Source organism: Nitrospirota bacterium, from assembly GCA_040752355.1.
Classification (GTDB): Bacteria; Nitrospirota; Thermodesulfovibrionia; order Thermodesulfovibrionales; family Dissulfurispiraceae; genus JBFMCP01.
This window is the reverse complement of record JBFMHE010000008.1, coordinates 105843-129088: the sequence shown is the minus strand read 5'-3', so window position 1 is coordinate 129088 and position 23246 is coordinate 105843. Positions and strand designations below refer to the sequence as shown.

The 23246-nt window shown below is 61.7% G+C and carries 20 protein-coding genes; 6 read left to right on the top strand and 14 right to left on the bottom strand.

Features of this window, described 5'->3' with window-relative positions; all coding sequences use genetic code 11:
• The 6 genes from AB1805_07870 to AB1805_07845 form a co-directional block, all read right to left on the bottom strand.
• Entirely contained in the window at positions 1-804 is an 804-nt protein-coding gene (locus tag AB1805_07870; GenBank protein MEW5745335.1) for a polysaccharide biosynthesis/export family protein, read from the bottom strand.
• A gap of 23 nt (positions 805-827) precedes the next feature.
• The gene (locus AB1805_07865; GenBank protein MEW5745334.1) at positions 828-2195 is read right to left on the bottom strand and encodes a TIGR03013 family XrtA/PEP-CTERM system glycosyltransferase; all 1368 of its coding nucleotides are present in this window, start codon (positions 2193-2195) and stop codon (positions 828-830) included.
• Between the two features lie 14 nt (positions 2196-2209).
• Entirely contained in the window at positions 2210-4993 is a 2784-nt protein-coding gene (prsT, locus tag AB1805_07860) for an XrtA/PEP-CTERM system TPR-repeat protein PrsT (GenBank protein ID MEW5745333.1), read from the bottom strand.
• Entirely contained in the window at positions 4986-5348 is a 363-nt protein-coding gene (locus AB1805_07855; protein ID MEW5745332.1) for a DNA-binding response regulator, read from the bottom strand. Before AB1805_07855 ends, prsT begins: the two co-directional genes overlap by 8 nt.
• A gap of 246 nt (positions 5349-5594) precedes the next feature.
• On the bottom strand, positions 5595-6977 hold the full coding sequence (locus AB1805_07850; GenBank protein ID MEW5745331.1) for a sigma-54 dependent transcriptional regulator: 1383 nt from the start codon (positions 6975-6977) through the stop codon (positions 5595-5597).
• A complete protein-coding gene (locus tag AB1805_07845; GenBank protein ID MEW5745330.1) occupies positions 6977-7990 on the bottom strand; it encodes an ATP-binding protein in 1014 nt (337 codons plus the stop codon). The genes AB1805_07850 and AB1805_07845 overlap by 1 nt, the downstream gene beginning before the upstream one ends.
• Positions 7991-8527: 537 nt before the next feature.
• Between AB1805_07845 and glmS the strand changes: the two genes are divergently transcribed.
• The gene (gene glmS / locus AB1805_07840; protein MEW5745329.1) at positions 8528-10357 is read left to right on the top strand and encodes a glutamine--fructose-6-phosphate transaminase (isomerizing); all 1830 of its coding nucleotides are present in this window, start codon (positions 8528-8530) and stop codon (positions 10355-10357) included.
• A 178-nt stretch (positions 10358-10535) separates the two neighbouring features.
• On the opposite strand, the gene AB1805_07835 is transcribed toward glmS, so the two are convergent.
• The 3 genes from AB1805_07835 to AB1805_07825 all read right to left on the bottom strand — a co-directional run bounded on the left by AB1805_07835 (position 10536) and on the right by AB1805_07825 (position 12995).
• Complete coding sequence (locus AB1805_07835; GenBank protein MEW5745328.1) at positions 10536-12281, bottom strand: HD domain-containing phosphohydrolase; 1746 nt, start codon at positions 12279-12281, stop codon at positions 10536-10538.
• Positions 12278-12661 carry an FxsA family protein gene (locus tag AB1805_07830; GenBank protein ID MEW5745327.1) on the bottom strand — a complete coding sequence of 128 codons (384 nt, stop codon included), beginning with the start codon at positions 12659-12661 and terminating at the stop codon, positions 12278-12280. Before AB1805_07830 ends, AB1805_07835 begins: the two co-directional genes overlap by 4 nt.
• Positions 12662-12800: 139 nt before the next feature.
• Positions 12801-12995 (bottom strand): hypothetical protein, encoded by a 195-nt coding sequence (locus AB1805_07825; protein ID MEW5745326.1) that lies wholly within the window; start codon positions 12993-12995, stop codon positions 12801-12803.
• Positions 12996-13432: 437 nt separating this feature from the next.
• Here AB1805_07825 and AB1805_07820 point away from each other — a divergent pair, with 437 nt between their 5' ends.
• Positions 13433-13921, top strand: a complete 489-nt coding sequence (locus AB1805_07820) for an Hsp20/alpha crystallin family protein (GenBank protein ID MEW5745325.1) — start codon at positions 13433-13435, stop codon at positions 13919-13921.
• Positions 13922-14042: 121 nt separating this feature from the next.
• Positions 14043-14483, top strand: coding sequence for a hypothetical protein (locus tag AB1805_07815; protein MEW5745324.1), 441 nt, complete (start codon positions 14043-14045; stop codon positions 14481-14483).
• Positions 14484-14575: 92 nt separating this feature from the next.
• Here the strand turns inward: AB1805_07815 and AB1805_07810 are convergent, their stop codons facing one another.
• Complete coding sequence (locus tag AB1805_07810) at positions 14576-14863, bottom strand: demethoxyubiquinone hydroxylase family protein (protein ID MEW5745323.1); 288 nt, start codon at positions 14861-14863, stop codon at positions 14576-14578.
• 116 nt (positions 14864-14979) lie between these two features.
• On the opposite strand from AB1805_07810, the gene AB1805_07805 reads away from it, so the two are divergent.
• Entirely contained in the window at positions 14980-15615 is a 636-nt protein-coding gene (locus tag AB1805_07805) for a DUF3786 domain-containing protein (GenBank protein ID MEW5745322.1), read from the top strand.
• Positions 15616-15646: 31 nt separating this feature from the next.
• On the opposite strand, the gene AB1805_07800 is transcribed toward AB1805_07805, so the two are convergent.
• The 4 genes from AB1805_07800 to AB1805_07785 form a co-directional block, all read right to left on the bottom strand.
• Positions 15647-18097 carry an endonuclease MutS2 gene (locus AB1805_07800; protein ID MEW5745321.1) on the bottom strand — a complete coding sequence of 817 codons (2451 nt, stop codon included), beginning with the start codon at positions 18095-18097 and terminating at the stop codon, positions 15647-15649.
• 5 nt (positions 18098-18102) lie between these two features.
• The gene (locus AB1805_07795; GenBank protein MEW5745320.1) at positions 18103-18459 is read right to left on the bottom strand and encodes a phage holin family protein; all 357 of its coding nucleotides are present in this window, start codon (positions 18457-18459) and stop codon (positions 18103-18105) included.
• A 148-nt stretch (positions 18460-18607) separates the two neighbouring features.
• On the bottom strand, positions 18608-19402 hold the full coding sequence (locus AB1805_07790) for a hypothetical protein (protein MEW5745319.1): 795 nt from the start codon (positions 19400-19402) through the stop codon (positions 18608-18610).
• Positions 19403-19648: 246 nt separating this feature from the next.
• A complete protein-coding gene (locus AB1805_07785; protein ID MEW5745318.1) occupies positions 19649-20461 on the bottom strand; it encodes a hypothetical protein in 813 nt (270 codons plus the stop codon).
• Positions 20462-20637: 176 nt separating this feature from the next.
• Here AB1805_07785 and AB1805_07780 point away from each other — a divergent pair, with 176 nt between their 5' ends.
• Complete coding sequence (locus tag AB1805_07780; protein MEW5745317.1) at positions 20638-21693, top strand: ABC transporter substrate-binding protein; 1056 nt, start codon at positions 20638-20640, stop codon at positions 21691-21693.
• A gap of 24 nt (positions 21694-21717) precedes the next feature.
• Entirely contained in the window at positions 21718-23226 is a 1509-nt protein-coding gene (locus AB1805_07775; GenBank protein MEW5745316.1) for an ATP-binding protein, read from the top strand.
• Positions 23227-23246: the final 20 nt, after the last annotated feature.

The following is a 23246-nucleotide window of genomic DNA, read 5'->3' as shown; positions in this document are numbered from 1 at the left end:
CTAAAAGATGCCCTCTTTGACGATGATGTAGTCGCCGGGCAGAAGCTTTATGTTCTGGTTCAGATCGCCGTCCTGCATCAGGTTCTTGACCTTTACGGGAATGGTGGTGGTCCCCTTCGCGCCGTCGCGCCTGAAGATGGTGACGTCGTTCTGCTTCGCGAACTTCGAGAACCACCCCGCCTCGAGGATGGCGTCCATGATGGTCAGGCCGTCGCGGTGCTCGATGAAACGGGGAGCGTTCACCGCTCCCGCGACATAGACGTTCTTCTCCTGGTACGCGGGCATGAAGACCACGTCGTTCGTCTCGATCGTGATGTCCTCGTTGATATCGCCCTCGATGAAGAGCTTGTGGAAGTCCTCCTTTATCTTGACGCCGTTACGGAGCACATAGGCCTTCCGGAGGTCGGCGATCCGCACGTCCCCTACGAGACAGAGCAGCTGCAGGAGGGTGGTGCGCCGGGTCAGCTCGAAGACGCCGGGCCTGACGCCGTTGCCGAAGATGAAGACCTTGCTGTTCGTAATGCCCTCGACGATGACCGTGACGATGGGGTTCCTGACGAGGCTCTTCAGCCGTTCCGTCAGCTGGGACTGCAGGTCCGTCGGCGTGAGCCCGCTCGCCGTCACTTCCCCGAGGGCCGGGACCGTAATCTTCCCGTCCGGCCGCACCTTGACCGAGAGGGTGAGGTCTTTGACGCCCCACACCGAGAGGTGAAGGGTATCGCCGTCGCCGATTACGTAGTCTCCTGCGTATGCTGCAAGCGGCAGAAGCATGAAAACCAGGACCACTGCTCCGATGCGTTTCATAGTGCCTCCTTCTGTCTTCCTCATCATCTTCCCCCTCGGCCGAAGAGGACGACTTTGATGGTCTCGAGAATGATCAAAAGATCGAGAAATAGCGAGAGATGCTTGATATAGAAAAGGTCGTACCGGAGCTTCTCGATCGCATCTTCGACCGAAGCCCCGTAGGGATACTTGATCTGTGCCCACCCCGTCACTCCCGGCTTTATCGAGTGGCGCTCCGAATAGTACGGGATGACGCGCTTCAGCTTCTCGACGAATTCGGGCCTTTCGGGACGGGGGCCGACGAAGGCCATATCCCCCTTCAGCACGTTGTAGAGCTGGGGAAGCTCGTCGAGCCGCGACTTCCGCAGTATCCGCCCCGCCTTCGTCACCCGGGGATCGTCCTTCTGGGCCCAGACAGCGCCGGTCCTCTGCTCCGCATCGGAGCGCATGGTCCTGAACTTGTAGAGCACGAAATCCCTCTCGCCCCGGCCTACCCTGGTCTGCCTGAAGAAGACCGGTCCCGGGGAGTCGATCTTTATGATCGCGGCGATGAGGGGAAAGAGCGGAGCGGCGGCCGCGAGGCCGGCGACCGAGAACGCTATATCGAAGACGCGCTTGACGGCCTTCTTGAAGAAGGTGATCCTGAAGCCGCTCGAGAAGATGAACCAGCTCGGCAGTATGTTCTCGATCAGCAGCTTGCCGGTAACCTGCTCGTAGAACGACGGCGCGTCGACCACCTCGATGCCGCTGAACTTGCAGCTGAGCACATCCTTGTACGGGAAGACGCCCCGCCGCTCGGACAGGGAGATGACTATCTTGTGCGCCCGCTGCAGCTTCGCCGCCTCCGCCAGGCCGCTGTCGTTGCCGACGATAGTGTGGGCGGGGACGAAGACCGGCTCGCTCGGGCAGGTGACATACCCCGTCAGGATATAGTGCTGGTTCGTCGCGGACAGGACGCTGCCGATCTGGTTCGCGAGCGGCCCGGTGCCGAGGATGAGGACGCGCCGGGCGAACCCGGAGATGCTCAGCAGCTGCCTGTACCCGATGCGCCAGAGGAACTGGAGAGCGCCGAAGACGAGGAGCGAGAAGAGAAGCACACCCCGCCCGAGCGTGACCGACGGGATAAGATAGTAGCCTGCGGACAGGACGAAAAAGGAAATGACGAGCGCTGTAAGGACCCTGACGAAGGCCTCTTTCCTTCCCGACGCCCTCTCCATGCTGTAAAGCTCCACAAAAAAGGACGAAACGATCATGACCGCGGCAAAGAGCGCGACCCGGACGCCGTAATCGAGAGCGTCCCCTTCATCCCCAAAGGCTGCCTCCCCGCTCATGCCGAAAGCGGCGGAGACTGCGGCAAGGGAGAGTACCAGGTCGCCTGCGAGGAGGAAGAGGAGGGGAAGCCGCTGTTCCATAGCCCGTTCCGTGCTCACCCTTTCTGCAGCGCCTCGAGCAGGACCTGCGCCTCTTTCGCCTCTGCGAAAGTCCCGAGCGTTGCCGCGTGCCGGAGCTGCTCGATCGCCTTGCGCCGGTCGCCCCGCTCCCGCAAGGCGAGGGCGAGGTGATACCGGATGGTCGGGTTGTTGGGAGCGAGAGCAGCCGCCTTCTCGAACAATTTCTGGGCCTCGCCGGTCCTGCCCGCTTTCAGCAGCACATAGCCCATCGTATCCGCCACCTCGGCATTGCCGGGCGCGAGCCGGTAGGCCCTCTCGGCGAGCTTCAGCGCCTCTTCCTTGCTGCCGTATCCCTCGGAGTAGAGATAGGCGGTATTGTTCAGGGTCGGGACATGGTCCACCGACTGCTCGAGGATACGGCTATAGTTCCGCAGCGCCTCTTTCTTCCTGCCCGCCTGGCTCAAAACGACCGCCTGGCTGAAGAGCGCCGGAACATGGTCGGGCGCGGCCTTGAGTATCTCGTTGTAGAGGTCGAGGGCAGGCGCATGGTCTCCCCGCTTCGCGTACAGCTCGGCGAGCATCATCTGCGCAGGGAGGCTGCCCCGTTCGATCCCGAGCCCTTTCCGGAGACTTTCGATCGCCTGCTGCTCCTGTCCCCGATGGACCTGGACCGATGCGCGGGCCGCATACCCGATCGCGGAGCGGGGCTTCACCTGCACAAGGGCGTCGGCAAAGGATGCGGCTTTCTGCACATCCCCTGCAAGGAGGCTGACCCGTGCCGCCTCTGTCAGCAGGTCGGCCCGGCTCCGGTCCCGCTGCAGGGCGGCCTCGAGTTTCTTCACCGCCGCCGCATGATCGCGCATCAGGACATAGGTATTCACGATGAGCGGCAGGGCCTTATCGGGATCCGCGGTTTCGAGCTTTTCGAACTGCTGCAGCGCCTCGCGGTACTGCTGTGCGTCGAGATAGACCCGTCCCTTGAGCAGGGCGAGGTCGGGATGTCCGTGCCACGCCGTCTGCGGGACGGTCCTCGCCGCCTCGTCCAGGACCGCGACCGCCCTGCCGACCTGCCTCTTCCGGGCATGGTAGTGCGCGAGCTCGATAAACCCCTCGGGATCTCTCGTCTCCTTCGCCCGCTGGTAATAGGTGAGCGCCTCCGCATCGCGGCCCCTGGATTCGAGCGCCCGGGCCATGCCGGTCAGGGCCCTGGCGTTCGACGGGGCTCTCCCGATGAGGGCCCGGTATTCATCGATCGCCTTGCCGTGGTCGCCCTTCGCGATATGGAATGCAGCGATATTGAAATACGGGGCGAGGTAGTCGGGGTTCGCCTCCTTCGCTTTGTGCAGGTACTTCAGCGCTTCCGCGTCCTTCCGCTCCGCCAGGAGCGCTGCGGCCATATAGTTGTACAGCACCGCATCGGGGGCGCGGTCTGTTCCGTTGCTCAGGCCCTCCCGTATGGTCCTGACCGCCTTGCCGTACTCCTTTACCCGCATATAATAGGAGACCAGCATGAGCCGCGTATTGAGCATCCCCGGGCTCGCCTGCACGGCGGACCTGAGGTCAGCCTCCGCTTCCCTGAACCGTCCTTTGCTCAGGTGGAATACGCCCTTCTTCAGGTGGGCCTCGGCGAGTGTCGGATCGAGCGCGATCGCCCTGTTCAGCGCCTCCATGCCCCTGTCGTAATCGCCGTTCGCCAGGCAGGCGCTCCCGAGGATGCTCTGGGCAAAGGCATTGTCCCGGTCGAGCTCGAGCGCCCTCTTCACCTCGATGATGGCGTCGTCCGTCCGCCGCTGCTGGAGGAAGATGAGCGAGAGCATGATGCGCGCCTGCACGAACGAGGGATTGAGGTCGAGGGCGCGCTGCATCTGGCTCATCGCCTGCTCGAGCTCCTTGCGGTAGTAGTGGCTGAGGCCGAGGAAGTAGTATCCTCCCGGCGACGGCATCATGGAGAGCGACTTCTGGAGGACGGTAACCGCGTCGCTGAAGCTCTTCCGGTAGTAGAGCGCCATGCCCTTCAACTCGTACCCCCGGGAGCTCTTGGGGTGCGAGGTGACGAGCCGCTCTGCCAGGGCAAGGGCATCGTCGTAGCGCCTCTTTTCCATGAGCAGAACGCCCTTCTTGAACGAGGCCTCGACAGCATCGGGATGCCGCCGTATCAGCTCGTCATAGGTCTTGAGCGCCGCCTCCGCATCGCCGGCGCGCAGCTGGACCTCGGCGAGCAGGAAGAGGGCGTTCTGGTGGGAGGGGTCCTTTTCGAGCAGCGAGGAGACCTCCGCCTGCGCGTCGGGGAGCTTCCCCATCTTCAGGTAGACCCGCGCAAGGGTGAGCTGCGCCGTCGTCCTCCCGTCATCGAGCGCCATGGCCTCCGTCAAAAGCGTTACCGCCTGTCCATGGTTCCCCTTCAGCGCATGGGCCCAGCCGGCGATCTCGAGGGAATCGGCATCGCCGCCGGCGTCGGCGACCTGCCGGAGCGCCTCATCGGGCCGGGACTTCTGGAGGTATACGCGGGCGAGCTCCTTGCGCGCCTCCTTGAGCGAAGGGCTCTGCCGCAGCACCTTCTGCAGCTCCTTTTCTGCGGCGTCGAAGCTGCCGAGCCGGTAGTATGCCCGGGCGAGCTGAAAGCGGGCCTCGAAGAAATTCTGATCCTCCTCGAGGGCGTTCTTGAAGAGGACGATGGCCCCGCGCGGGTTGTCCGCCTGCAGCAGCGCGCTGCCCTCCTTCAGGAGCTCCTGCTTCGTCTTCGGGGGGGCCCCGGTGCACGAGATGACGAGGAGGAGCACGACGACGCACGCCGCTGCTGCTCTCGAACCGTTATACAATGTTGTATCCTCCCTGGACATTGCTGAAGTCGCCGCTCATCGCCTGCTGCACGAGGGCGCGGAACTTCTGGTAGTCGAGCGGCTTTATCATGCAGTACGAATTGGTGAAGCCCTCGAGGATGCCGATGAGCTCGCCATTGATGTGGTCCGAGAGTATGATGGTGGCGATGTTCTTCCTCTTTATTTCATCGAACAGGAGCGCGCCGTAGGGATAGCTCGTAATGACGAGCCCGTACTTCTCGGCGTCGAATACGAGCGGCGGACGAGCATCGCTGCCGACCGTCTCTATGCCGTATCCCTCGAATTCGAGGATCGCCGCACAGATGCGGGAGAACCCCACTTCGTCGATGATCAATATTTTTTTCTCCCGCATGACTAGTACGAACGAAGCAAGTTTGATGCCCGGATGCACGAGGTCTTTTGCGCGGGAAATCAGGGATACCGATGTGCACAAGCGGCGGCGGGGAGGCGGCGCCTGTATCCGGGGGAAACAGCAACGGCGGACCGTCGGTAAGGTTTGCAGTGCAGAGTGTATCCAAATACTACACTTTACGGCGCTGCGGGGACAGAAGCGGGAGGGAGTGTGTCCAAGGGATACAGCTTAGTTGTTACTCTCGGCGAGATGGAATTCTTTCAGCCGCTTGTAAAAGGCCTTTCGCGAGATGCCGAGCACCCGCGCGGCCTTCGACTTGTTTCCGTTGCACCGTCGGAGCGCGTCCTTTATGGCATGGACTTCGAGCTGTTTCAGCGTCTGGAGCGCGGTGAGCGACTCGACCCCTCTCCGGTGGGAGAGCAGCTCCTGGGGCAGCTCCCTCGGGGTGATCCGGTCTCCCTTCGCGAGCACCACCGCGCGCTCGACCACGTTCTTGAGCTGCCGTATGTTCCCGGGCCACGAATAGCTCTCGAAGATGCGCATCACCTCGTCCGCGATGCTCAGCACCTTATTCTCCCTGATGCAGAACTCGTTGGCGAATTCGGTTGCAAGCAGGGGGATATCGTCCTTTCGCTCCCTCAGCGGCGGGACCTCGATCTGCATCACGTTGATCCGGTAGAAGAGATCCTCTCTGAACGTGCCTGCGCGCACCTCTTTCTCGAGGTCGCGGTTCGTCGAGGAGATGAGCCTGAAGTCCACCTTGAGCTTCCGGTTGCTGCCGAGCCGCTCGATCTCCTTCTCCTGGAGCACCCGGAGCAGCTTCGCCTGGAGCGAGAGATCGAGCTCCCCGAGCTCGTCCAGGAAGATCGAGCCTCCGGATGCCTCTTCGAACTTCCCTATTCTCCTGGCAAAGGCGCCGGAGAAGGCGCCTTTCTCGTAGCCGAACAGCTCGGACTCGAGCAGCTCCTTCGGGATCGCGGCGCAGTTGACCGCAACGAAGGGCCTGTCGCGCCGCGTACTGCTGAAGTGCAGCGAGCGGGAGATCAGCTCTTTGCCGGTGCCGGTCTCCCCGCAGACGAGGACGCTGCTCGCCGAGTCCTTTATGGCCTTGATAGTCTCGAGTATCATCAGCATCGCCGGGGCGTTGCTGATGATGCGGTGGGGATTCTCCCCGGCGGAAAGCTGCTTCCTGAGCGCCTCGAGCTCCCTCTTGAGGCGATGCTGCTCTACCGCCTTGGCGAGGATACCCTTCAGCTTCAGATAGTCGGGGGGCTTGATGAAGTAGTAGAAGGCGCCGTGGGTAACCGTACTGACCGCCGACTCGATGGTGCCGTAGGCGGTGAGGAAGATGAAGGGGACATCGGGGTGGTGCTCCGACGCGTGATCGAAAAACTGCATGCCGTCCATGCCGGGCATCTTCATATCGGTGATGACGGCATCCACCTCCTCTTTGTTCATGAGGGCGACGGCTGCCCCGCCGTTGTGCGCCTCGAACACCGAATAGCCTTCCTCCCCGAGTATCGCCGCCAGCACCCGCACCGCATTGGGCTCATCGTCGACAATGAGCACCTTTCCCCTTGCAGCGGCGGGATTCGCCACAGCCGCGTGCATCACCCGCCTCCCGGTATATGCACCGGGAAATAGAGGCGCACTGTCGTCCCCCGGTCCTTCTTGCTCTCGATCGCGAGCTGGCCGTTGTAATACTGCACGATCTCACGGGCGATGAACAGGCCGAACCCCCTGCCTCTCTGCCCGAGCGGCGCCGTGATCCCGCTGATGCCCTCTTCGGCAATGCCGGGGCCGGTATCCGCGATCTCGACAACGGCGACATCGGCAGCCGACCGCTGCTCCCTCCCCGTCCGTATGGTGAGCCGTCCTCCGGAAGGCATCGCTTCGATGGCGTTGTTGATGATGTTGAGAATGGCCTGCTCGAACTGGAACGGATCGACCTGCAGCAGCGGCGCCTTCCCGTACTCGAAGGTCGTCTCGATGCGGTAGGCATGGGTCTGCATCGAGGTGAAGACCTCTATCTTCTTCAGCAGCGCGTTGATGTCCTCTTCGGAGGGGCCCGGCCGCGCAGGGGTGGCGCTCAGGAACGAGGAGATGAAATGGTCGAGCCGCTGGATCTCGTCCTCCATGATCTTGGTGAACTCGATGAGAGTCGGCTCGTCGGCATACTTCTGCCGGAGGTGGACCACCGCTCCCTTTATGGCGTTCAGCGGGTTCCGCACTCCATGGGCCAGCGTCGACGCGATCTTTCCGATATCGATAAGCCGCTGCAGGTTCTGGAACTTGATCGCCATCAGGCAGGTCGAGTGAGGCGAGAAGTCGATCCGCACCCGGTCGATGCCGCCGCGGTCGCCGGGGAGCGGAAGGATGCGCACGTCCGCATCGATCCTGCCGTGCAGGCAGGCGAAGCCGTATCCCTCGAGGACGATCTCCTCGCTCCTCGTCATCGAGAGCGCTACGGCATCGACGTCGCCGACGAAGAGCCGCGGGAGCACCTCGTGATACTGCTTTCCCATGACCGTCAGCGGCGGTCTTCCCGTAAACTCAGCGATATCATCGTTCCACTCGGCAATGCGCAGCTGCCGATCGGTACTGAAGCTGTATGACTGCCTCACGCGTCCTCCCTTTCTGCGATCCGCGGTGCGTGCATCCGGTCATGGTTCAGCAGGAAACGGCATACGAGCGATGCGTCAGCCTATCACTGCTGATGCATCATGGCAAAAGGTTTTCGGAGCCAGACTGTATGATTAACCGTGCTGTTTGCGATGGCCTGTGCCGCATGCCCGGTACGGCATAACAACGGGTTTACTGTAGTGTCGCTCGTATGGACCCGTGGTGCACGCTTTCTACATCTATATACAACTTTAGTTGAATTAAAAAAAATGTCAAGCAATGAATACCGCTCGAATCCGGACTCGAGTGTGGGTTATTACCCCTTTCTCAGCAGGATACGCCGTCCCCTTGCCTTGATCGTTCCGAGAGCCGCGTTTACTCCTTGTTTGCGTTCATCTCCGGGAATGCTTCTTGCAAAGCAACGAGCAGGATGAATCCGCTCTCCTGCTCGCGGCAGCGCCCTTCGTGCACTCTATGGTAAGGCTTCAGAAGCGAGGCCGCTTCCAATAACGAGAACGAGTATCAGACAAGGAGGTACTATGTGCGGCATTGTCGGTTATGTCGGGAAGCGGGGGGCTCTTCCCGTGCTTATTGATGGCCTGAAGCGGCTCGAATACCGGGGCTACGATTCTGCAGGCGTCGCCTGCATGAACGGCAACGGTCTCGAGGTCTACAAGACCCGGGGGAAGATAAAGGATCTCGAATCGCTGCTTCCCCGTCCTCTTCCCGACGCGCGGATCGGGCTCGGCCATACACGGTGGGCCACCCACGGCATACCCTCTTCGAGAAACGCCCACCCCCACACAGTGGGCGCCATCGCGGTCGTGCACAACGGCATCATCGAGAATTACCACGAGCTCAGGGACATGCTCTGCGCTGAAGGGCACGCCTTTACTTCGGAAACGGATACCGAGGTCATACCGCACCTGCTCTACCGGCATGTCAGGCAGGGGCGGTCCCTCCCCGATGCCCTTCGGGAAGCGGTGGCTGTTCTGAAGGGTTCCTTTGCCCTCGGGATCATGAGCGACTCCCATCCCGGGACGCTCTTCGCCGTTCGCCGGGGGAGCCCCCTTGTTATCGGGATGGGCGACAATGAGCACTTCTTCGCCTCGGACATTCCCGCCCTCCTTCCCTATACCAACCGGTTCGTTCTTATGGAGGACGGGACCGTCGTTACCCTGACTGCGACGGATATGATCCTCGATCGCCTCGCTCCCGGAGAGACGGCTTCTGTTCCCCGGCAGGTTATCGAGGTCGACTGGACCCCTGCCATGGCCGAAAAAGAGGGATTCGACCACTTCATGCTCAAAGAGATCCATGAACAGCCGAGAACGGTCCACGATACGTTCAGCGGGTGGCCCGCCGATGCAGAAGGAATCTTCGACCGTCTCGGCCTCTCCCCTGACATGGTGCGGGGCCTGCGCCGGCTGCAGATTGCGGCCTGCGGCACTTCGTACCACGCCGCACTGGTCGGACGGTGTTTGATCGAACGCCTCGCGCGGCTGCCCGTCGATGTCGAGATCGCGTCGGAGTACCGGTACAGGGACCCTCTTGTCGAGAGGGGAACGCTCTTCATCTCCATTACCCAGTCCGGAGAGACCGCCGACACCCTCGCCGCTCAGCGCGAGGCGCAGCGCAGGGGAGCGGGAGCGCTCACGATCTGCAACGTGCTCGGCAGCACCGCTGCACGCGAGGCCGGGGGAGTGCTCTATACGAAGGCCGGACCCGAGATCGGGGTCGCATCGACGAAAGCGTTTACATCACAGATGGCGGCACTCTCCCTGCTCTCCCTGGAGCTCGGCGCCGTACGGGGAACCTTGACCCGCAAGGAATACGCATCGTTCAGAACAGAGCTCATGACCGTCCCGGCGGCGATCAGAGAGGTCCTTCAGCATACTGCGGGAATCCGCACGCTCGCGGAAACACTGACGGCAGCCAGAAGTTTTCTCTATCTCGGGAGGGGGATCAGCTATCCCATCGCGCTCGAAGGCGCGCTGAAGATGAAGGAGATATCCTATATCCCTGCCGAGGGCTATCCCGCGGGCGAGATGAAGCACGGCCCCATCGCGCTCATCGAGGAGGGATCTCCCGTGGTCGTGATAGCGCCGCGCGATGCGCTGTTCGAGAAGATCCTCTCGAATATAGAAGAAGTGAAGGCGCGGGGGGGAAGGGTCATCGCCGTGAGCGACCATCCCGAAGCACTGCGCGGCAAAGCGGACGAGCTGCTCCCGGTCCCCTCGCTGCACCCCGCTCTTACTCCCTTTATCACTGTGATCCCTCTGCAGCTCCTCGCGTACTATACCGCTGTAGTGAGGGGGTGCGAGGTCGACCAGCCGAGAAACCTTGCGAAGAGCGTGACCGTGGAGTAAAGAGCCGCTCGGGCCGGTAATGCGGGCGCCCCGCAGGAAGAGCCACCGTAACGAGCTTCCTTCTCCGTCCGCCCTTACAGGGACCTTGAGGGAACAACCATCTCGACTCCGAACGCATGTGCTTCTTTCTCCTTCCCCTTGTTCCTTTCAGGGGTTGCATACGGAGCTTAGGGCTCGATCAGTCCTGTTCAGGGACGCTCACCGCCGGCGGGGGCGCCCATTCCATGCTCAGGAAGACCTCCACGGTACGAGGACACAGCTGGGTACCCGCGAGCGAGCCGATATAACGGCGCGCCTCCTCCTCAGGCCACGCCGGGTGGTACGGCCGGTCGCTCCGGACAGCGTCCCATACATCGACGACAGAGAAGATGCGTGCGGCCAGGGGGATCTGCTCGCCCTTGAGGCCGCGGGGGTACCCGGACCCGTCCCACCGCTCGTGATGGCAATAGGGGATGTCGATGGCATACTTGAGATACGGAATGTGCCTGAGCAGCTCGAAGGCATAGACCGGGTGCATGCGCATGACCTTCCACTCCTCGGCATTCAGCGGACCGGGCTTGAGCAGTATGCGGTCGGGAATGCCGATCTTCCCGACATCGTGCAGCAGGGCGCCCCTGCGTATATTGACCAGGTCGCTGTCCTTCAGCCCCATCGCCCGGGCGAGGCGGACGGTCATGTCCGCGACCCGCCGGGTATGGCCCTCGGTCACCACGTCGCGCATTTCGAGCGTGCGTCCCCAGCCTTCCAGCGTCGCGTCGTACGCGACGTTCAGCTCGACATTCGCGCTCTGGAGGTCTTCGTAGAGCTCGGCGTTATCGATCGCGATCGACGCCTGGGAGGCGAGGGCGTCGAGGAATTCGAGCCATTCGTTGTCCGGGGTGAGGGGCGAGCGGTGGAAGAGCTCGAGCACCCCTTTCACCTGCCCCTTGGCGATAAGGGGGACGCCATAGTAGGAGACGAATCCCTCCTTGGCGATCAGGGGGAAGCGCACCAGCTTCTCCTGCATCTCTTCCCTGCCGAGAATGCTGATCGTGCGGCGCTCCAGGGCGGCCCGGCCCGCAACGCCCTCCCCGATATAGAGATCCGAGTGCTCCACATCCCGGTAGAGGAATCCCCTGCCCGCGGCGTACTCGAGGCGCTGGCCGTGGTTCGTGAGCAGTACGTCGGCGGCATCGACCCCGAGCTGGGTGAGCACCTGGTCGAGAAAGACATTGAGCGTCACCCGCAGGTCGAGGCTCGAGGTGATGGACATGTCGATCGTCCTCAATGCGCCGAGCTGTTTTAGATGCCGCTGGATCTTCGCCTCCGCCTGCTTCTGCTCGGTGATATCGTCGCCGGAAGCAAGCATGCCGATGATACGGCCGTCCTCGTCGGTGATCGCGGTATTGTGCCAGGCGATCATCCTTTCGCCGCCGCCTCTGGTCATCACCGCGCTTTCGGTGTATTCAACGACGGTCTCCTGCCCCGACACCAGCCTCTTGAACAGTGCCCTCATCGTCCCCCGGTACCGCGGGGGGATGACCGCCTCGAACCAGTCCCTGCCGAGCAGCTCCGCCTCTTCATCCGGCCGGTAGCCGAGGATATCCAGGCCCCTCTTGTTGATGAGACGCACCCTCTGATCGGTATCGATGACCACCATGATGACCGCGGCGATATCGAGATACCGCTGCGCCTGGTTCCGGGCCTGCTCCAGCGACTGCTCCAGGCGGAGACGGGCCTTGAGCTCGCGGCGCACCGAGGTATAGAGCAGCAGCGTGCTCGCCAGCACGAAGAACTCTCCCTTGTAGGTCTGGAACATGGTGAGCGTGGCAGGGTCGGGGAACAGGAGAAAGAGAAGGCGGTCGGAGAGGGCGACCCACAACCCTCCGAAGAGAAGATAGAGCAGCGCAATGCGCAGCGCGGGATAGCTGATTTCCTTTTTCATCGCCGGAAATGGAAGGGAGAGATACGCCGCTTGAAATATCCCTTGACCCATCGTCTGATAACGGCCCGTGTCGGCGGGACGATGAGGAGCAGGCCGAAAACATCGGTAATGAACCCCGGCGTGAGCAGCAGCGCCCCTGCAACGAGAATCATGGCGCCGTCGATCAGCTCTTCGGCAGGAAACACCCCCTGCCGGACGTCCCTCTGTATCTTGAACAGGACCCTCAGCCCCTCGAGCTTCACCATATAGGCGCCGATCACCGCCGTCAGCACTACGATAATGATCGTGTTGAGCGTCCCCACGACGGAGCCGACCTTTATCAGGAGGGCGAGCTCGAGCATCGGGACGAGGGCGAAGAGCAAAAAAAGTTTGAAAAGCATAGTCAAATTATAAGGGATATGGCGGACTAAGTCATGGGCACACCGGTCGGGAACTGCGCAAGCAGAGCATCAGGGGGAGGAGGGGGAGTGCGCGGCAGCGCACCGTCTCTTCGGCAGGTGCGCCGGGCCGGGAGCGCTTTCAAATGGTCGGCGGCTTCCTGCCCCCGGGTGTATCGGGCGGGCACGGAGCCTTTCGCGGCGCCTTCTTGCGGGGCAATGGAGACGGAAGTTCCCCGGTAACGTCCGAGGGGTGGATATCCTTGTGCTCCCGCTTCACCGGCCTCGCGGCAATCTTCGCCCTCGCCCTGTCCGATACGGTCTTCGGTCGTGCCATGGCGCCTCCTCTCGAACACGGGTGCTCATCAATTATTTAGAGCTTCTAACAAAATGAAAGAACTTAGAGTCAGACAAGGCATAGTACATGAGCGGCATGGGCAGCCCGAGCGTAATCCAGGGATGGTGAAGCGGGTCGGTACGACTCGATTCCGAGCTGCCCCGCCTCGGAGCAAGGCGTGGATGCCTTGGGAGAATGAAGACGAATGTACTGTGCCTTGTCTGACTCTCTGTGCTCATTCTGTTAGACTCTCTTAAACTATAGCTCGATTTCGCCCTCTTGTCACGCTGCCGGCATCGTACCGTCGCACAAGTCCATACGATCGCACCGCTTCGCCAAAGCGGAAAAAGCACAACGCACCTCTTGACAACCCGTTGCGCTGATAATAGATTTTAAATGTACGATCGTGTACGAAAAATCCCTGGAAGGAGGCAGCCATGGCAAAGAAGGAATCAAAAGAACCGGCAAAAGTCGAGCCTTCGCGGGCGCTTTCCCCCTTTGAAGAGATGGAGCGCCGCTTCGAGGAGTTCTTCGGGAGACCCCTCTCCCTCTCGAGCCCTTCGTGGTGGCCGCGCATCCGGTCGGCGGGTCTCGAAGAGATCTCGCCGAACATCGACATCTACGAAGAGGGCGGCGATGTGGTCGTCAAGGCGGAGCTCCCGGGCATGAGAAGAGAGGACATCGATGTCAGCGTTACCGGCGACGTGATCACCATCTCGGGAGAAAAGAAGAAAGAGGAGAAGATAGAAAAAAAGAACTATTACCGGCTCGAGCGCGCCTACGGTTCCTTCGCCCGCTCCTTCCAGCTGCCATCGGAGGTGCAGACCGACAAGGCGGCGGCGAAGTTCACCGACGGCATCCTCGAAATAAGAGTGCCGAAGACCGAGGAGGCGAAGAAAAAAGAGAAGAAGATCACCGTCGAGTAACCGAGAAGCGGCTGTCCGCCCTCCTCACGCGTATGCACGGCGTATTCTTCGGCGATCACCACTTCCGCACGCCCGATGCGCATGGTATACTGCGGTAAATACCGGTTGAGGGAGGTTGCTCATGGCTCTGGAAAAAGTTGCCGCACGGGACAGGGAGCTGCTGACGCTGCTCAGGAAATGGAAGGGAATCGAGGAAACGACCATCAGAAATTGCGACGCCATTCTCAGGAAATCGACCAATCCCATTATCGGGACGCTCACCGGGGCGATCAGGAGCGACTCGGAAAAACACCGGGGGATACTTCAGCTCGTCATCGACGGAATGACCAAGAAGGGGTTCGTCCTTTCTCCCGACGACCTTGCCGGGGTCGCATCGCTCATGAACAAGCATGTCGATATCGAGGAAAAAGCGATCGACATGGCGACCGAAGCGGTCGAGATGACCAGGGACCCCATCGCCAAACAGATGCTCAAGCTGATCCTCGAAGACGAGAAGCGGCACAAACGGATGGCGGAGCAGATGAACGAGCTGAAGTTCAGGATCACCGCAAAGATCACCTGAGCAAAAAGAGTACGCATTCATACGGTGCAGGAGAAGCCATTCAGGCCCGGTGCAGCGCCGGCCCTGAATGGTCTTGAGCGTACGCGCGGGACTTACGCCTTTCCCGTCAACTCCTCCACTTCTTCCTTGCCGTGCTCGAGCTCCTGTACCTGCTCCTGATCGAAACGCAGCAGGAGCGTCTGGAACTCCCCGATATGCGTCTTTTCCTCTTTCGCCACGTCCATGAGGATCTTCTTGATATGATTGTTCTCGGTCATCGCCGCCATCTGTTCATAAAGGTTGACCGCATCCAGCTCCGCGATCATGGCGGCCCGCAATATCTCTTTGTCGAGATTGTTCTTGCTTACACCCTCGAGATTGATCGGCAGCTTCGATAGCATAACGGTTCTCCTCCGTGCGGGTATGTTTATTCCATTGTATCACCACCACCGGAAAAATCAACGCTCCCGGCGTGCGGATTTGATGCAGCGCGTTTCCTTACGGTATCATTACTGTTATGGAACAGATAGTCCCTATGAAGATCGTTCACGGCGAGGCAAAAGCGTGGGAGCTGCTGGCAGCGCTCGACCCCGAAGAGGTGTGCAGGAACGCCGCGGTATCCTATGATAACGAGCGCGCCGTCTATACGGTCCGCTCCTTCGGCATGGAGGTCGAGGTATCTCCCGCGGACAAGACGATCACCACCTCGTCCCCTCACCGGGACCTCGTGCTCGGCAAGCTCAAGGATTACGCCCGCCTGTCGGTGCTCTGGTATCTCGTGAACGCAAAGGACATCCCCCTTACCGAGCGGCTGATAAAGCCGGTGGACATCAAAGGCGGGCAGCGCTTCTCCGCGGGTACGCACCTCCTGCCGCTCGACAGGATCGCCGAAAAGTACGGCACGGATAAAGAGGGCTTTCTCCGGCGCGGCAGGGAATTCGGCGCAGAGCGGCTCGCCTATGGCGACGTGTCGCTCCGCCTCTTCCCGGTCCCGAGGGTCCCGGTAACGCTCATCCTCTGGCTCGAGGACGAAGAGTATCCCCCGCGGGTCGACCTCCTCCTCGACTCGACCTGCAACCACCAGATAGCGTCGTCGGACATCATCTGGGCGATGGCACTGACGAGCACGCTGGTGATGCTGCTGGAGGGATAGCAGTATCCTGACGGGACGGGCGTACGCCCTCTCACACCAGCGTTACAACGGTTACGCCGCTGCCTCCCTCCTGGGGCTCTCCGCTCCGGAACTTCCTGACCAGCGGATGGCCGTCGAGATGCTCGCGGACGACTTTCTGGAGGATACCGGCGCCCACGCCATGGACGATGGTGACTTCATTGTATCCCTCGAGCGCCGCATGGTTGAGAAACGGTTCGAGCCGCGAGAGCGCTTCGTCCGCGCGCAGGCCGACGAGCATGATCCGTGACCCTGCCCGGTCCGGTCCCCCGGCCCGCTCCGCAGCAGTGACGGTGACAGACTCCCTCTTCGCCTCGGCCGGCCTGCCGCGCTTGAGCTCTATATCCGCCACCGGCACCTCGATCTCCTTGTTCCCGGCCCGCACCCGCACCCGGTTGTGCTTCAGGCTGACCCCGGCAACGGGCGCGTCGTACCCCAGCGACCGCACATAGACCACGTCTCCCTCGGCGATCTCGTCGATCGCGGGAGCCCGGCGCGACTCGCGGTCGTACTCCCTGAGCCCGGCCGCAACCTGCTCCTGGAGCTGCTCCGCCTTCTTGATCGCTTCGCGGCTCCTTTCCCGCTCCTTCTTCTTCGCCTCTTCGAGCAGCGCATGCATCTCCCGCTTGATGCCCGCAATGATATCGGCCGCGTCCCGGTATGCCCGGCCGAGCGCCTCGCGCTGCCGCTCCTCTGTCTCTGCCACCAGGGCCGTCAGCCTCCTGTTCTCTTCTTCGGCCTCCGTCCTCTGCCGCTCGAGCTCGGCGAGCGCTTGTTCGTAAGCTGCGCGCTTCCCGTTCAGGTCGGCGATGAGGTTGTCGAACTCCACCTTGACGCCGCCCAGCAGGCCTTTTGCCGACTCGATGATGCCGGCGGGCAGACCGTACTTCCCGGCGATAGCGAGCGCATGGGACTGCCCCGGCTCGCCGACTCTCAGGCGGTAGAGCGGCCTGAGCATCTGCTGATCGAACTCCATCGAGGCGTTGAGCATGCCTTCGCTCCGGTGCACGAAGCCCTTGATCTGGGTGAGGTGCGTCGTGGCGAAGACGAGAGCCCTGCTGCCTCTCAACTCCTTGAGCACTGCGCAGGCAAGGGCCGCGCCCTCCTCGGGATCGGTGCCGGTCCCGAGCTCGTCGATGAGCACCAGCGTCCTGGCATCGGCATTTTTCAGGATGCCGGAGATATTCGCGATATGGGCGGCGAAGGTCGAAAGGTTCTGCTCGATCGACTGCTCGTCGCCGATATCGATCAGCAGACGGCGCACGAGGGGGAAGCTCGAGGCTGAATCCGCCGGCACCGGCATGCCCGAGAGCGCCATGCTCAGGAGCAGCCCCACCGTCTTGATCGCGATCGTCTTTCCTCCTGCATTCGATCCGGTGATCACCATGACCGTGCTCTCGCCTCCCAGGCGGACGTCGAGGGGAACAACGGAATCGTTGTCGGGACGGCGGCGGTCCGGGTGCTCTTCGCCCGCATCCCGTTCGAGAGCAAGCTGCAGGAGCGGGTGGCGGCCCCTCACCAGATGGACCGTCGCCTCATCGTTGATCAGCGGGACCTCCATGCGGAGCCGCTCCGAAACCCGTGCGATACTCCGCAGCACATCCAGGTACACCAGGGTCCTGAACTGGGCTTCGAGCGCACCCGCCGCTTCGCGAATCGCGGCGCTGAGCGACCTCAGTATCCGGATCTCCTCTGCCTTCTGCTCGGCGATGAGGTTCTCGAGCTCGTTGGAGCTGCTGATGATCGCCAGCGGCTCCACGAACGCGGTCTCTCCCGACTTCGAGACATCATGGACTACTCCCTCCACCTGCCCCTTCGAATCCATCCGCACCGGAATGACCCACCTGCCGGAGCGCTGGGTGATGAAATCGTCCTGCAGGAAGACGGCGACCTCTTCGTCTCTCACCAGCTCTTCGAGCCGCTTCCGGATGCGCGCCTCGAGCCTCCGTATCTGCCCCCGCACCTCGGCGAGCCGGTAGGACGCGCTGTCGAGGACGCCCCCTTCGCTGTCGAGGGACCGTTCGAGGGTACGGAGGATATCAGGAAAGCCCGTCAGCCCGCTGATCAGCTCCTTCAACCGTGGAATGTCCTCGCGGCCGCTGCTCTGCTCCAGCACCTCGTCGAGCGCCGAGAGCACCGGCACGAACCCCGCCAGCTCATATCCTTCGAGCACCGCGCCTTCGGGCCGCACCTTCGCCAGGAGCGCGGCGATATCGGCAAACCGCCCTATGCGCAGGGGAGCTCCCTCCTGGGACATCCGTAAGAGCTCGCCGATCTGAACCAGTCTCGTCCCGATCGTTTCCCGGTCGGCGAGCGGCCGGAGCTCGCGCACCGCCTCTTCCGAGGCCTCGCTGCTCGCCGAAGCCGCGATCAACCCGAGGATCTTGTCGAACTCGAGCTGCTGCAGGGTGTGCTCTGCAACCACGGGCGCTGCTGTGGAAGACTTCGAGGACGGTTCGGCCACTGCGGCTACTCCTCCGGGACAAAGAGAGAAAAAATAATATTGATAACGCTTATCACCAGCGCGCCCCAGAACGCGGGCCAGAACCCCGCCACGCGGAACCCGAGGCCGAGCGCCTCGGAAACAGAGCCGGTCAGCCACAGCATGATGCTGTTGAGCATAAGGATGAAGAGCCCCAGGGTGAGCAGCAGGAGCGGCAGGGTGAGCAGCTTCAGGAGCGGCCGCACAAAGGCGTTCAGGAGACCGAAGACCAGCGCCACGAGCAGCAGCATCACCGAGGAGCCGTGATGGCTGATCCCCGGAACCGCCTTTGCGGCGACCCAGAGGGCGAAGGCATTGATGAGCAGACGTATCAGAAAGTGCATGGCGCTCCTTCACATTATAACAGAATAACAGGCGCCGGGCCTCCAGACCCACCCCCCCGTCCCCTCCCCCGGCGGGAGGTGCGAAGGGGGGCGGAGGAGGGTGTCCGGCTGATCGCTCATCAGGCTGCACTGCGGCGGGAACGAACGTCTAGAAATGCTCCATAGGCTCGACCGGGAGCTCGATCGCATCGTCATCTTCGAATACCGCGATCAAGCGGGCGTGCTGGTACCGCTCGTGCTCCTTCATGCTGACGCTCTGCGGGCTGTAGATATCGCCGACGCCGTAGACTTTGTAGAACTCATGGGGCGTATTGATCAGGTATTTGCGGATCACATCGACCGGGTACTCGGCGCGGTTCCTGGCGAGCCTCATGTTCGTATTCTTGCTGCCGGTGGCGGAAGCGCAGCCGATCGAGATGAGCAGCACCTTTCTCCCCCTGCTCTCCCGCGCGATGTAGTCGGCAAAGCTGACCAGCCGATTATACTCGAGGGAGTTCCTGCTCACCCGGCTGACGCCCGTCGGGAAGAATACGGTGATCTCTCCGGTGCCCTGCTTCTTCGACAGCTGCTCCAGCATCCTGAGCGCAGCCTCGGCGGTCTCCGAGCTCTTCCGGGAGAGCCGCTCCGTAGAATCGAGGAACTGCTGCAGACGCGCATCGGTATGCTGGGCGAACTTCTTCATCTCGTCCTGGCCCTTGAGCATCTGGCTGTGCGCCAGGCGGACATCGGCCATCTCCTGCATCGCCATATTGTGCGAGTCGACGAACAGCCGGGCCAGCGTGCTCGCCTGCTCTTTCGAGGCGCCGCCCAGGACCGTGCCATTGGGAAACTCGACAGCCGTTTCCTTCGCCTGTGCGTCTTTCATGTACATCGTCGTCGTCCTCCCTGCACAACCGGCGGCGAGCAGCGCCACCGCCGTAACGAGCATCACCTGTCTCAACATTTCCCCCTCCTTGTGGAAGACGGCATGGTGAATACGATAAGGACGCACTCCTACTTACCTAATTCAAAATCTAGCGGACAACCCACCCCTTGTCAAGGCACGCATCCCCCTTGTGAGTTTCCTTCAGCAGACAGGATGACGTCCCGATGTGAGAATGCCGGGAAAGGGCGATGCAGGAAGAGAGCGGCGGGATGCGGGCGGCGCTGCCGTATCAGGGGCGCAGCGCCGCCGTAAGGGTCAGCAAGTCTATTTTTCCGCTTCCGAGGGCTCGGCGGGCAGTCCGGGCATCTGGTCGGCCTCGTAGACCGCGATGATCCTGGCATGCTGATAGCGCTCATGCTCTTGTGCGCTCGCCTCTCTGGGGCTGTACATGTCGCCGGTGCCGTAGACCTTGAAGAATTCGTGCGGGACATTGACGAGGTATTTATCCAGGATATCGACCGGGAACTCGGCCCGGCCCTTCGCCAGCTTGAGATTGGCCTTCCGGTCGCCCACCGCCGAGGCGCTGCCGATAGAGATGAGCACCAGCTTTCTCCCCCTGCTCTCGCGCGAGAGGTAATCGGCAAACCCGACGAGCCGCTCATACTCGAGCGAATCCTTTCCTATTTTTGCCGAACCGATAGGATAGAAGATCGTGATCTCGCCCGTCCCCTGTTTCCTGGCGAGCTGCTCGATCATCTGGATGGTCTGCTGGGCGGTCTCGGTATGCCGCTGCGAGATCTGCTCCGTCGACGCGATGATCCGCTGCAGCGCCTCTTCGGAGCGCCGGGAGGCCTGCTGCATATCCTCCTTCATCGCATCCTGGTTCTTGAGCGCCCGGTCGATCGCTGCCTCGATCTCGTCCATCTCCTGCAGCGACTGGTTGTGCGACTCGACAAAGATGCGCGCAAGCTCCGCAGCCTGGTCTCTCGATGCCCCGCCGAAGATCGTGCCGTTGGGAAAAACGATCACCTTCTCCTCGTTCGCAACGGCATCTTTCATACGCAGCTGCGTCGCCTCTCCGGCGCAGCCGGCGGCGAACAACACTGCAAGTGCTATGAGTACGCCCTTTTTCATCATGATCCTGCTCCTGATGTTATGATATGGTGTTTCCGATCCCTTGCATCTTACCTTATATGATATTATCGAGGCTTTATCACTTTACCTTACCGCTGTATCGTTGTCAAGGCTTTTCGCCTTTGTGTTCAAGCAGATCGAGGTATGCTTCTCCTCCAAAATCGTCTATAATTGAGAAGATGAGGCGGTACCGCACGATCGAGTTCACTTCCGGAGGATACGTGAGAGCAGCGGCTCAGGCGGTAATACTACTTCTCGTGGTCATGGGGATGGCCGGCCTTTCAGGGTGCAGCCGCGAGCGGGAGCGCACGCCCTCGCCCGGGCAGCGCGCCACCACCATAGCAGTGGTCCCCATCCCGCATGCTGCTCCGCTGTACATAGCCTACCAGAAGGGGTATTTCAAGGATGAAGGGCTGAAAGTAGTCCTCCGCACGTTCGAGACCGGCAAGGGCGCGCTCGATGCCGCTCTCCGCGGGCATGCCGATCTCGCGACCGTTGCCGAGACGCCTATCGCGCGTGCAGCCGTCGAAGGCAAGAGCGTCTTCGTCATCGCAACTCTCAGTGACAGCGACCGGGCGACCATGATCATCGCCCGGAGGGACCGCGGCATCTCCTCGCCGGCAGACCTCAGGGGGAAAAAGATCGGCGTAAGCCTCGGCACCAATAGCGAGTTCTTCCTGTATATCTATCTTACGCTCCACCACGTAGCGCAGGACGAGATAACGATCGTCGATCTGAGGCCGGCCGAAATCGCCGGGGCGCTGACAAGAGGAGAGGTCGATGCAGTATCGGTCTGGCTGCCCCACACGGCGCAGCTCCGGAACATGCTCGGGAGCAACGCCCTTGCGCTCCATGACCCCGACATTTATACGATGACCCTGAATCTCGCCGGCCCGCGGGAGTTCATCCTGAAAAACCCGGAGGCGATCAACCGTCTCCTTCGGGCATTGGTGAAGGCGACCCGTTTCATCAGGGAGTCTCCCGATGAAGCCCGCACCATAACGGCCCGCTGCACGGGCCTGTCTCCGTCGGTAATCGACGAGGCCTGGAACGATTTCAATTTCGCGGTGGAGCTCGACCAGAGCCTGCTCGTCAGTCTCGAAGACCAGGCAGCATGGCTGCTCGGCAAGAAGTCCGGCGGGACCGGCCGCGGGGTTCCCAATTTTCTCGACACGCTCTATCCCGCAGCCCTCGAGAAGATCGATCCCTCGATGGTCACCGTGACCCATCGATGACCCCTGACCCCTGACCCCTGCCCGATGACGATAAGCACCCGGCTGAAAATCGCCGCACTGCTGCCGATCGGCGCCGCCGCTCTCGTCCTGCTCGTCATCTCGCTCTTCTCCCGGACGCTCGAGGACACCCGGGAGAGGAATGTAACCGCCGCCCGGATCATCAATGAGGTCCATGAGCTGAGCACGCTCGCCTATTCCTACCTGCTCGTCCATAACGAGCGGTCGCAGCAGCAGTTCATGCTCCGCCACACCTCGATCAGCGCGCTCCTCGATACTCTCTCGCCGGTCAAGGGCGAGCAGCAGTATCTCCTCAGGAGCATCCGCAAAAACCACGGAACGGTACGGTCCACCTTTCTCAAGCTGGTCGAGAGCTATGAGCGGCTCCCGCACGGCAGGAACAGCGCGCTCTCCGGGGAGGCGGAGCAGCGCCTTGCAGGGCACCTTTCGGTGCGCCTTAAAGAGATGTCGTCGGACGCCTTCAGGCTCTCCACGCTCATCATACAGGACATGCACACGACGCAGCGGGCATTCAACACCCTCATCTCGCTCCTGAGCGTAGCAACGGCCGCTGTCGTCTCGCTCATCCTGGCAGGGATGACCAGGTCGGTGATCCAGTCGATCGAGAGACTCCGGAAAGGCGCCGAGATCATAGGGACAGGAGACCTGGACCACCGGACCGGGCTCACCGGGTCCGACGAGATCGGGCAGCTCTCCCGTGCCTTCGACCGGATGACGGAGCAGTTGCAGACCGTTACCGTCTCGAAAGATGCGCTGGTCCATGAGATCACCGAACGCGAAAGGGCGGAAGAGAGCATCCGATCGCTCAATGCGCAGCTGGAGCAGAAGCTGGCCGAGCTCGACGCCGCCAACAAGGAGCTCGAGGCCTTCAGCTACTCCGCATCGCACGACCTGCGTGCGCCCCTGCGGAGCATAGAGGGCTTCAGCCGGGCGCTGCTCGAAGACTGCAGCGACCGCCTCGACGAGCAGGGGATGCACTATCTCCGGCGCATCCGCACGGCGAGCCGGCATATGGCCGACCTCATCGAAAACGTGCTCAAGCTCTCGCACATAACGCGCTATGAAATGAAGACGGAGCCGGTAGACCTGAGCGAGCTGGTCCATGAGCTTGCCGCGGAGCTGGCGGAAGCCGAGCCGGGCCGGCGGGTCGAGCTCAGTATACAGAACGGCATCATCGCACACGGTGATATGCACCTCCTGCGGATCCTCCTCGACAACCTCGTGAGGAACGCCTGGAAATTTACCGGGAAACAGACCGCGGCGCGGATCGAGTTCGGCATGACGGACGGACCGGGAGGAAACCGGGTCTTCTACCTCCGCGACAACGGCGCAGGGTTCGATAAGAACTATGCCTCCAAGCTCTTCATTCCCTTCCAGCGTCTCCATTCTCCTTCAGAATTCCCGGGCACCGGCATCGGTCTCGCCACGGTGCAGCGCATCATCAACCGCCACGGCGGGCGCGTCTGGGCCGAGGGAGAGCCCGGCAAGGGAGCGACCTTCTCCTTCACCCTTTAAGAACGCTTCCGTGCTGAACA

What these genes read in the sequence shown, in the direction of transcription:
- AB1805_07870 (MEW5745335.1), bottom strand. Translation starts at nt 804, where the DNA reads ATGAAACGCATCGGAGCAGTGGTCCTGGTTTTCATGCTTCTGCCGCTT.
- AB1805_07865 (MEW5745334.1), bottom strand. Translation starts at nt 2,195, where the DNA reads ATGGAACAGCGGCTTCCCCTCCTCTTCCTCCTCGCAGGCGACCTGGTA.
- AB1805_07850 (MEW5745331.1), bottom strand. Translation starts at nt 6,977, where the DNA reads ATGCACGCGGCTGTGGCGAATCCCGCCGCTGCAAGGGGAAAGGTGCTC.
- glmS (MEW5745329.1), top strand. Translation starts at nt 8,528, where the DNA reads ATGTGCGGCATTGTCGGTTATGTCGGGAAGCGGGGGGCTCTTCCCGTG.
- AB1805_07835 (MEW5745328.1), bottom strand. Translation starts at nt 12,281, where the DNA reads ATGAAAAAGGAAATCAGCTATCCCGCGCTGCGCATTGCGCTGCTCTAT.
- AB1805_07830 (MEW5745327.1), bottom strand. Translation starts at nt 12,661, where the DNA reads ATGCTTTTCAAACTTTTTTTGCTCTTCGCCCTCGTCCCGATGCTCGAG.
- AB1805_07825 (MEW5745326.1), bottom strand. Translation starts at nt 12,995, where the DNA reads ATGGCACGACCGAAGACCGTATCGGACAGGGCGAGGGCGAAGATTGCC.
- AB1805_07820 (MEW5745325.1), top strand. Translation starts at nt 13,433, where the DNA reads ATGGCAAAGAAGGAATCAAAAGAACCGGCAAAAGTCGAGCCTTCGCGG.
- AB1805_07815 (MEW5745324.1), top strand. Translation starts at nt 14,043, where the DNA reads ATGGCTCTGGAAAAAGTTGCCGCACGGGACAGGGAGCTGCTGACGCTG.
- AB1805_07810 (MEW5745323.1), bottom strand. Translation starts at nt 14,863, where the DNA reads ATGCTATCGAAGCTGCCGATCAATCTCGAGGGTGTAAGCAAGAACAAT.
- AB1805_07805 (MEW5745322.1), top strand. Translation starts at nt 14,980, where the DNA reads ATGGAACAGATAGTCCCTATGAAGATCGTTCACGGCGAGGCAAAAGCG.
- AB1805_07795 (MEW5745320.1), bottom strand. Translation starts at nt 18,459, where the DNA reads ATGCACTTTCTGATACGTCTGCTCATCAATGCCTTCGCCCTCTGGGTC.
- AB1805_07790 (MEW5745319.1), bottom strand. Translation starts at nt 19,402, where the DNA reads ATGTTGAGACAGGTGATGCTCGTTACGGCGGTGGCGCTGCTCGCCGCC.
- AB1805_07785 (MEW5745318.1), bottom strand. Translation starts at nt 20,461, where the DNA reads ATGATGAAAAAGGGCGTACTCATAGCACTTGCAGTGTTGTTCGCCGCC.
- AB1805_07780 (MEW5745317.1), top strand. Translation starts at nt 20,638, where the DNA reads ATGAGGCGGTACCGCACGATCGAGTTCACTTCCGGAGGATACGTGAGA.
- AB1805_07775 (MEW5745316.1), top strand. Translation starts at nt 21,718, where the DNA reads ATGACGATAAGCACCCGGCTGAAAATCGCCGCACTGCTGCCGATCGGC.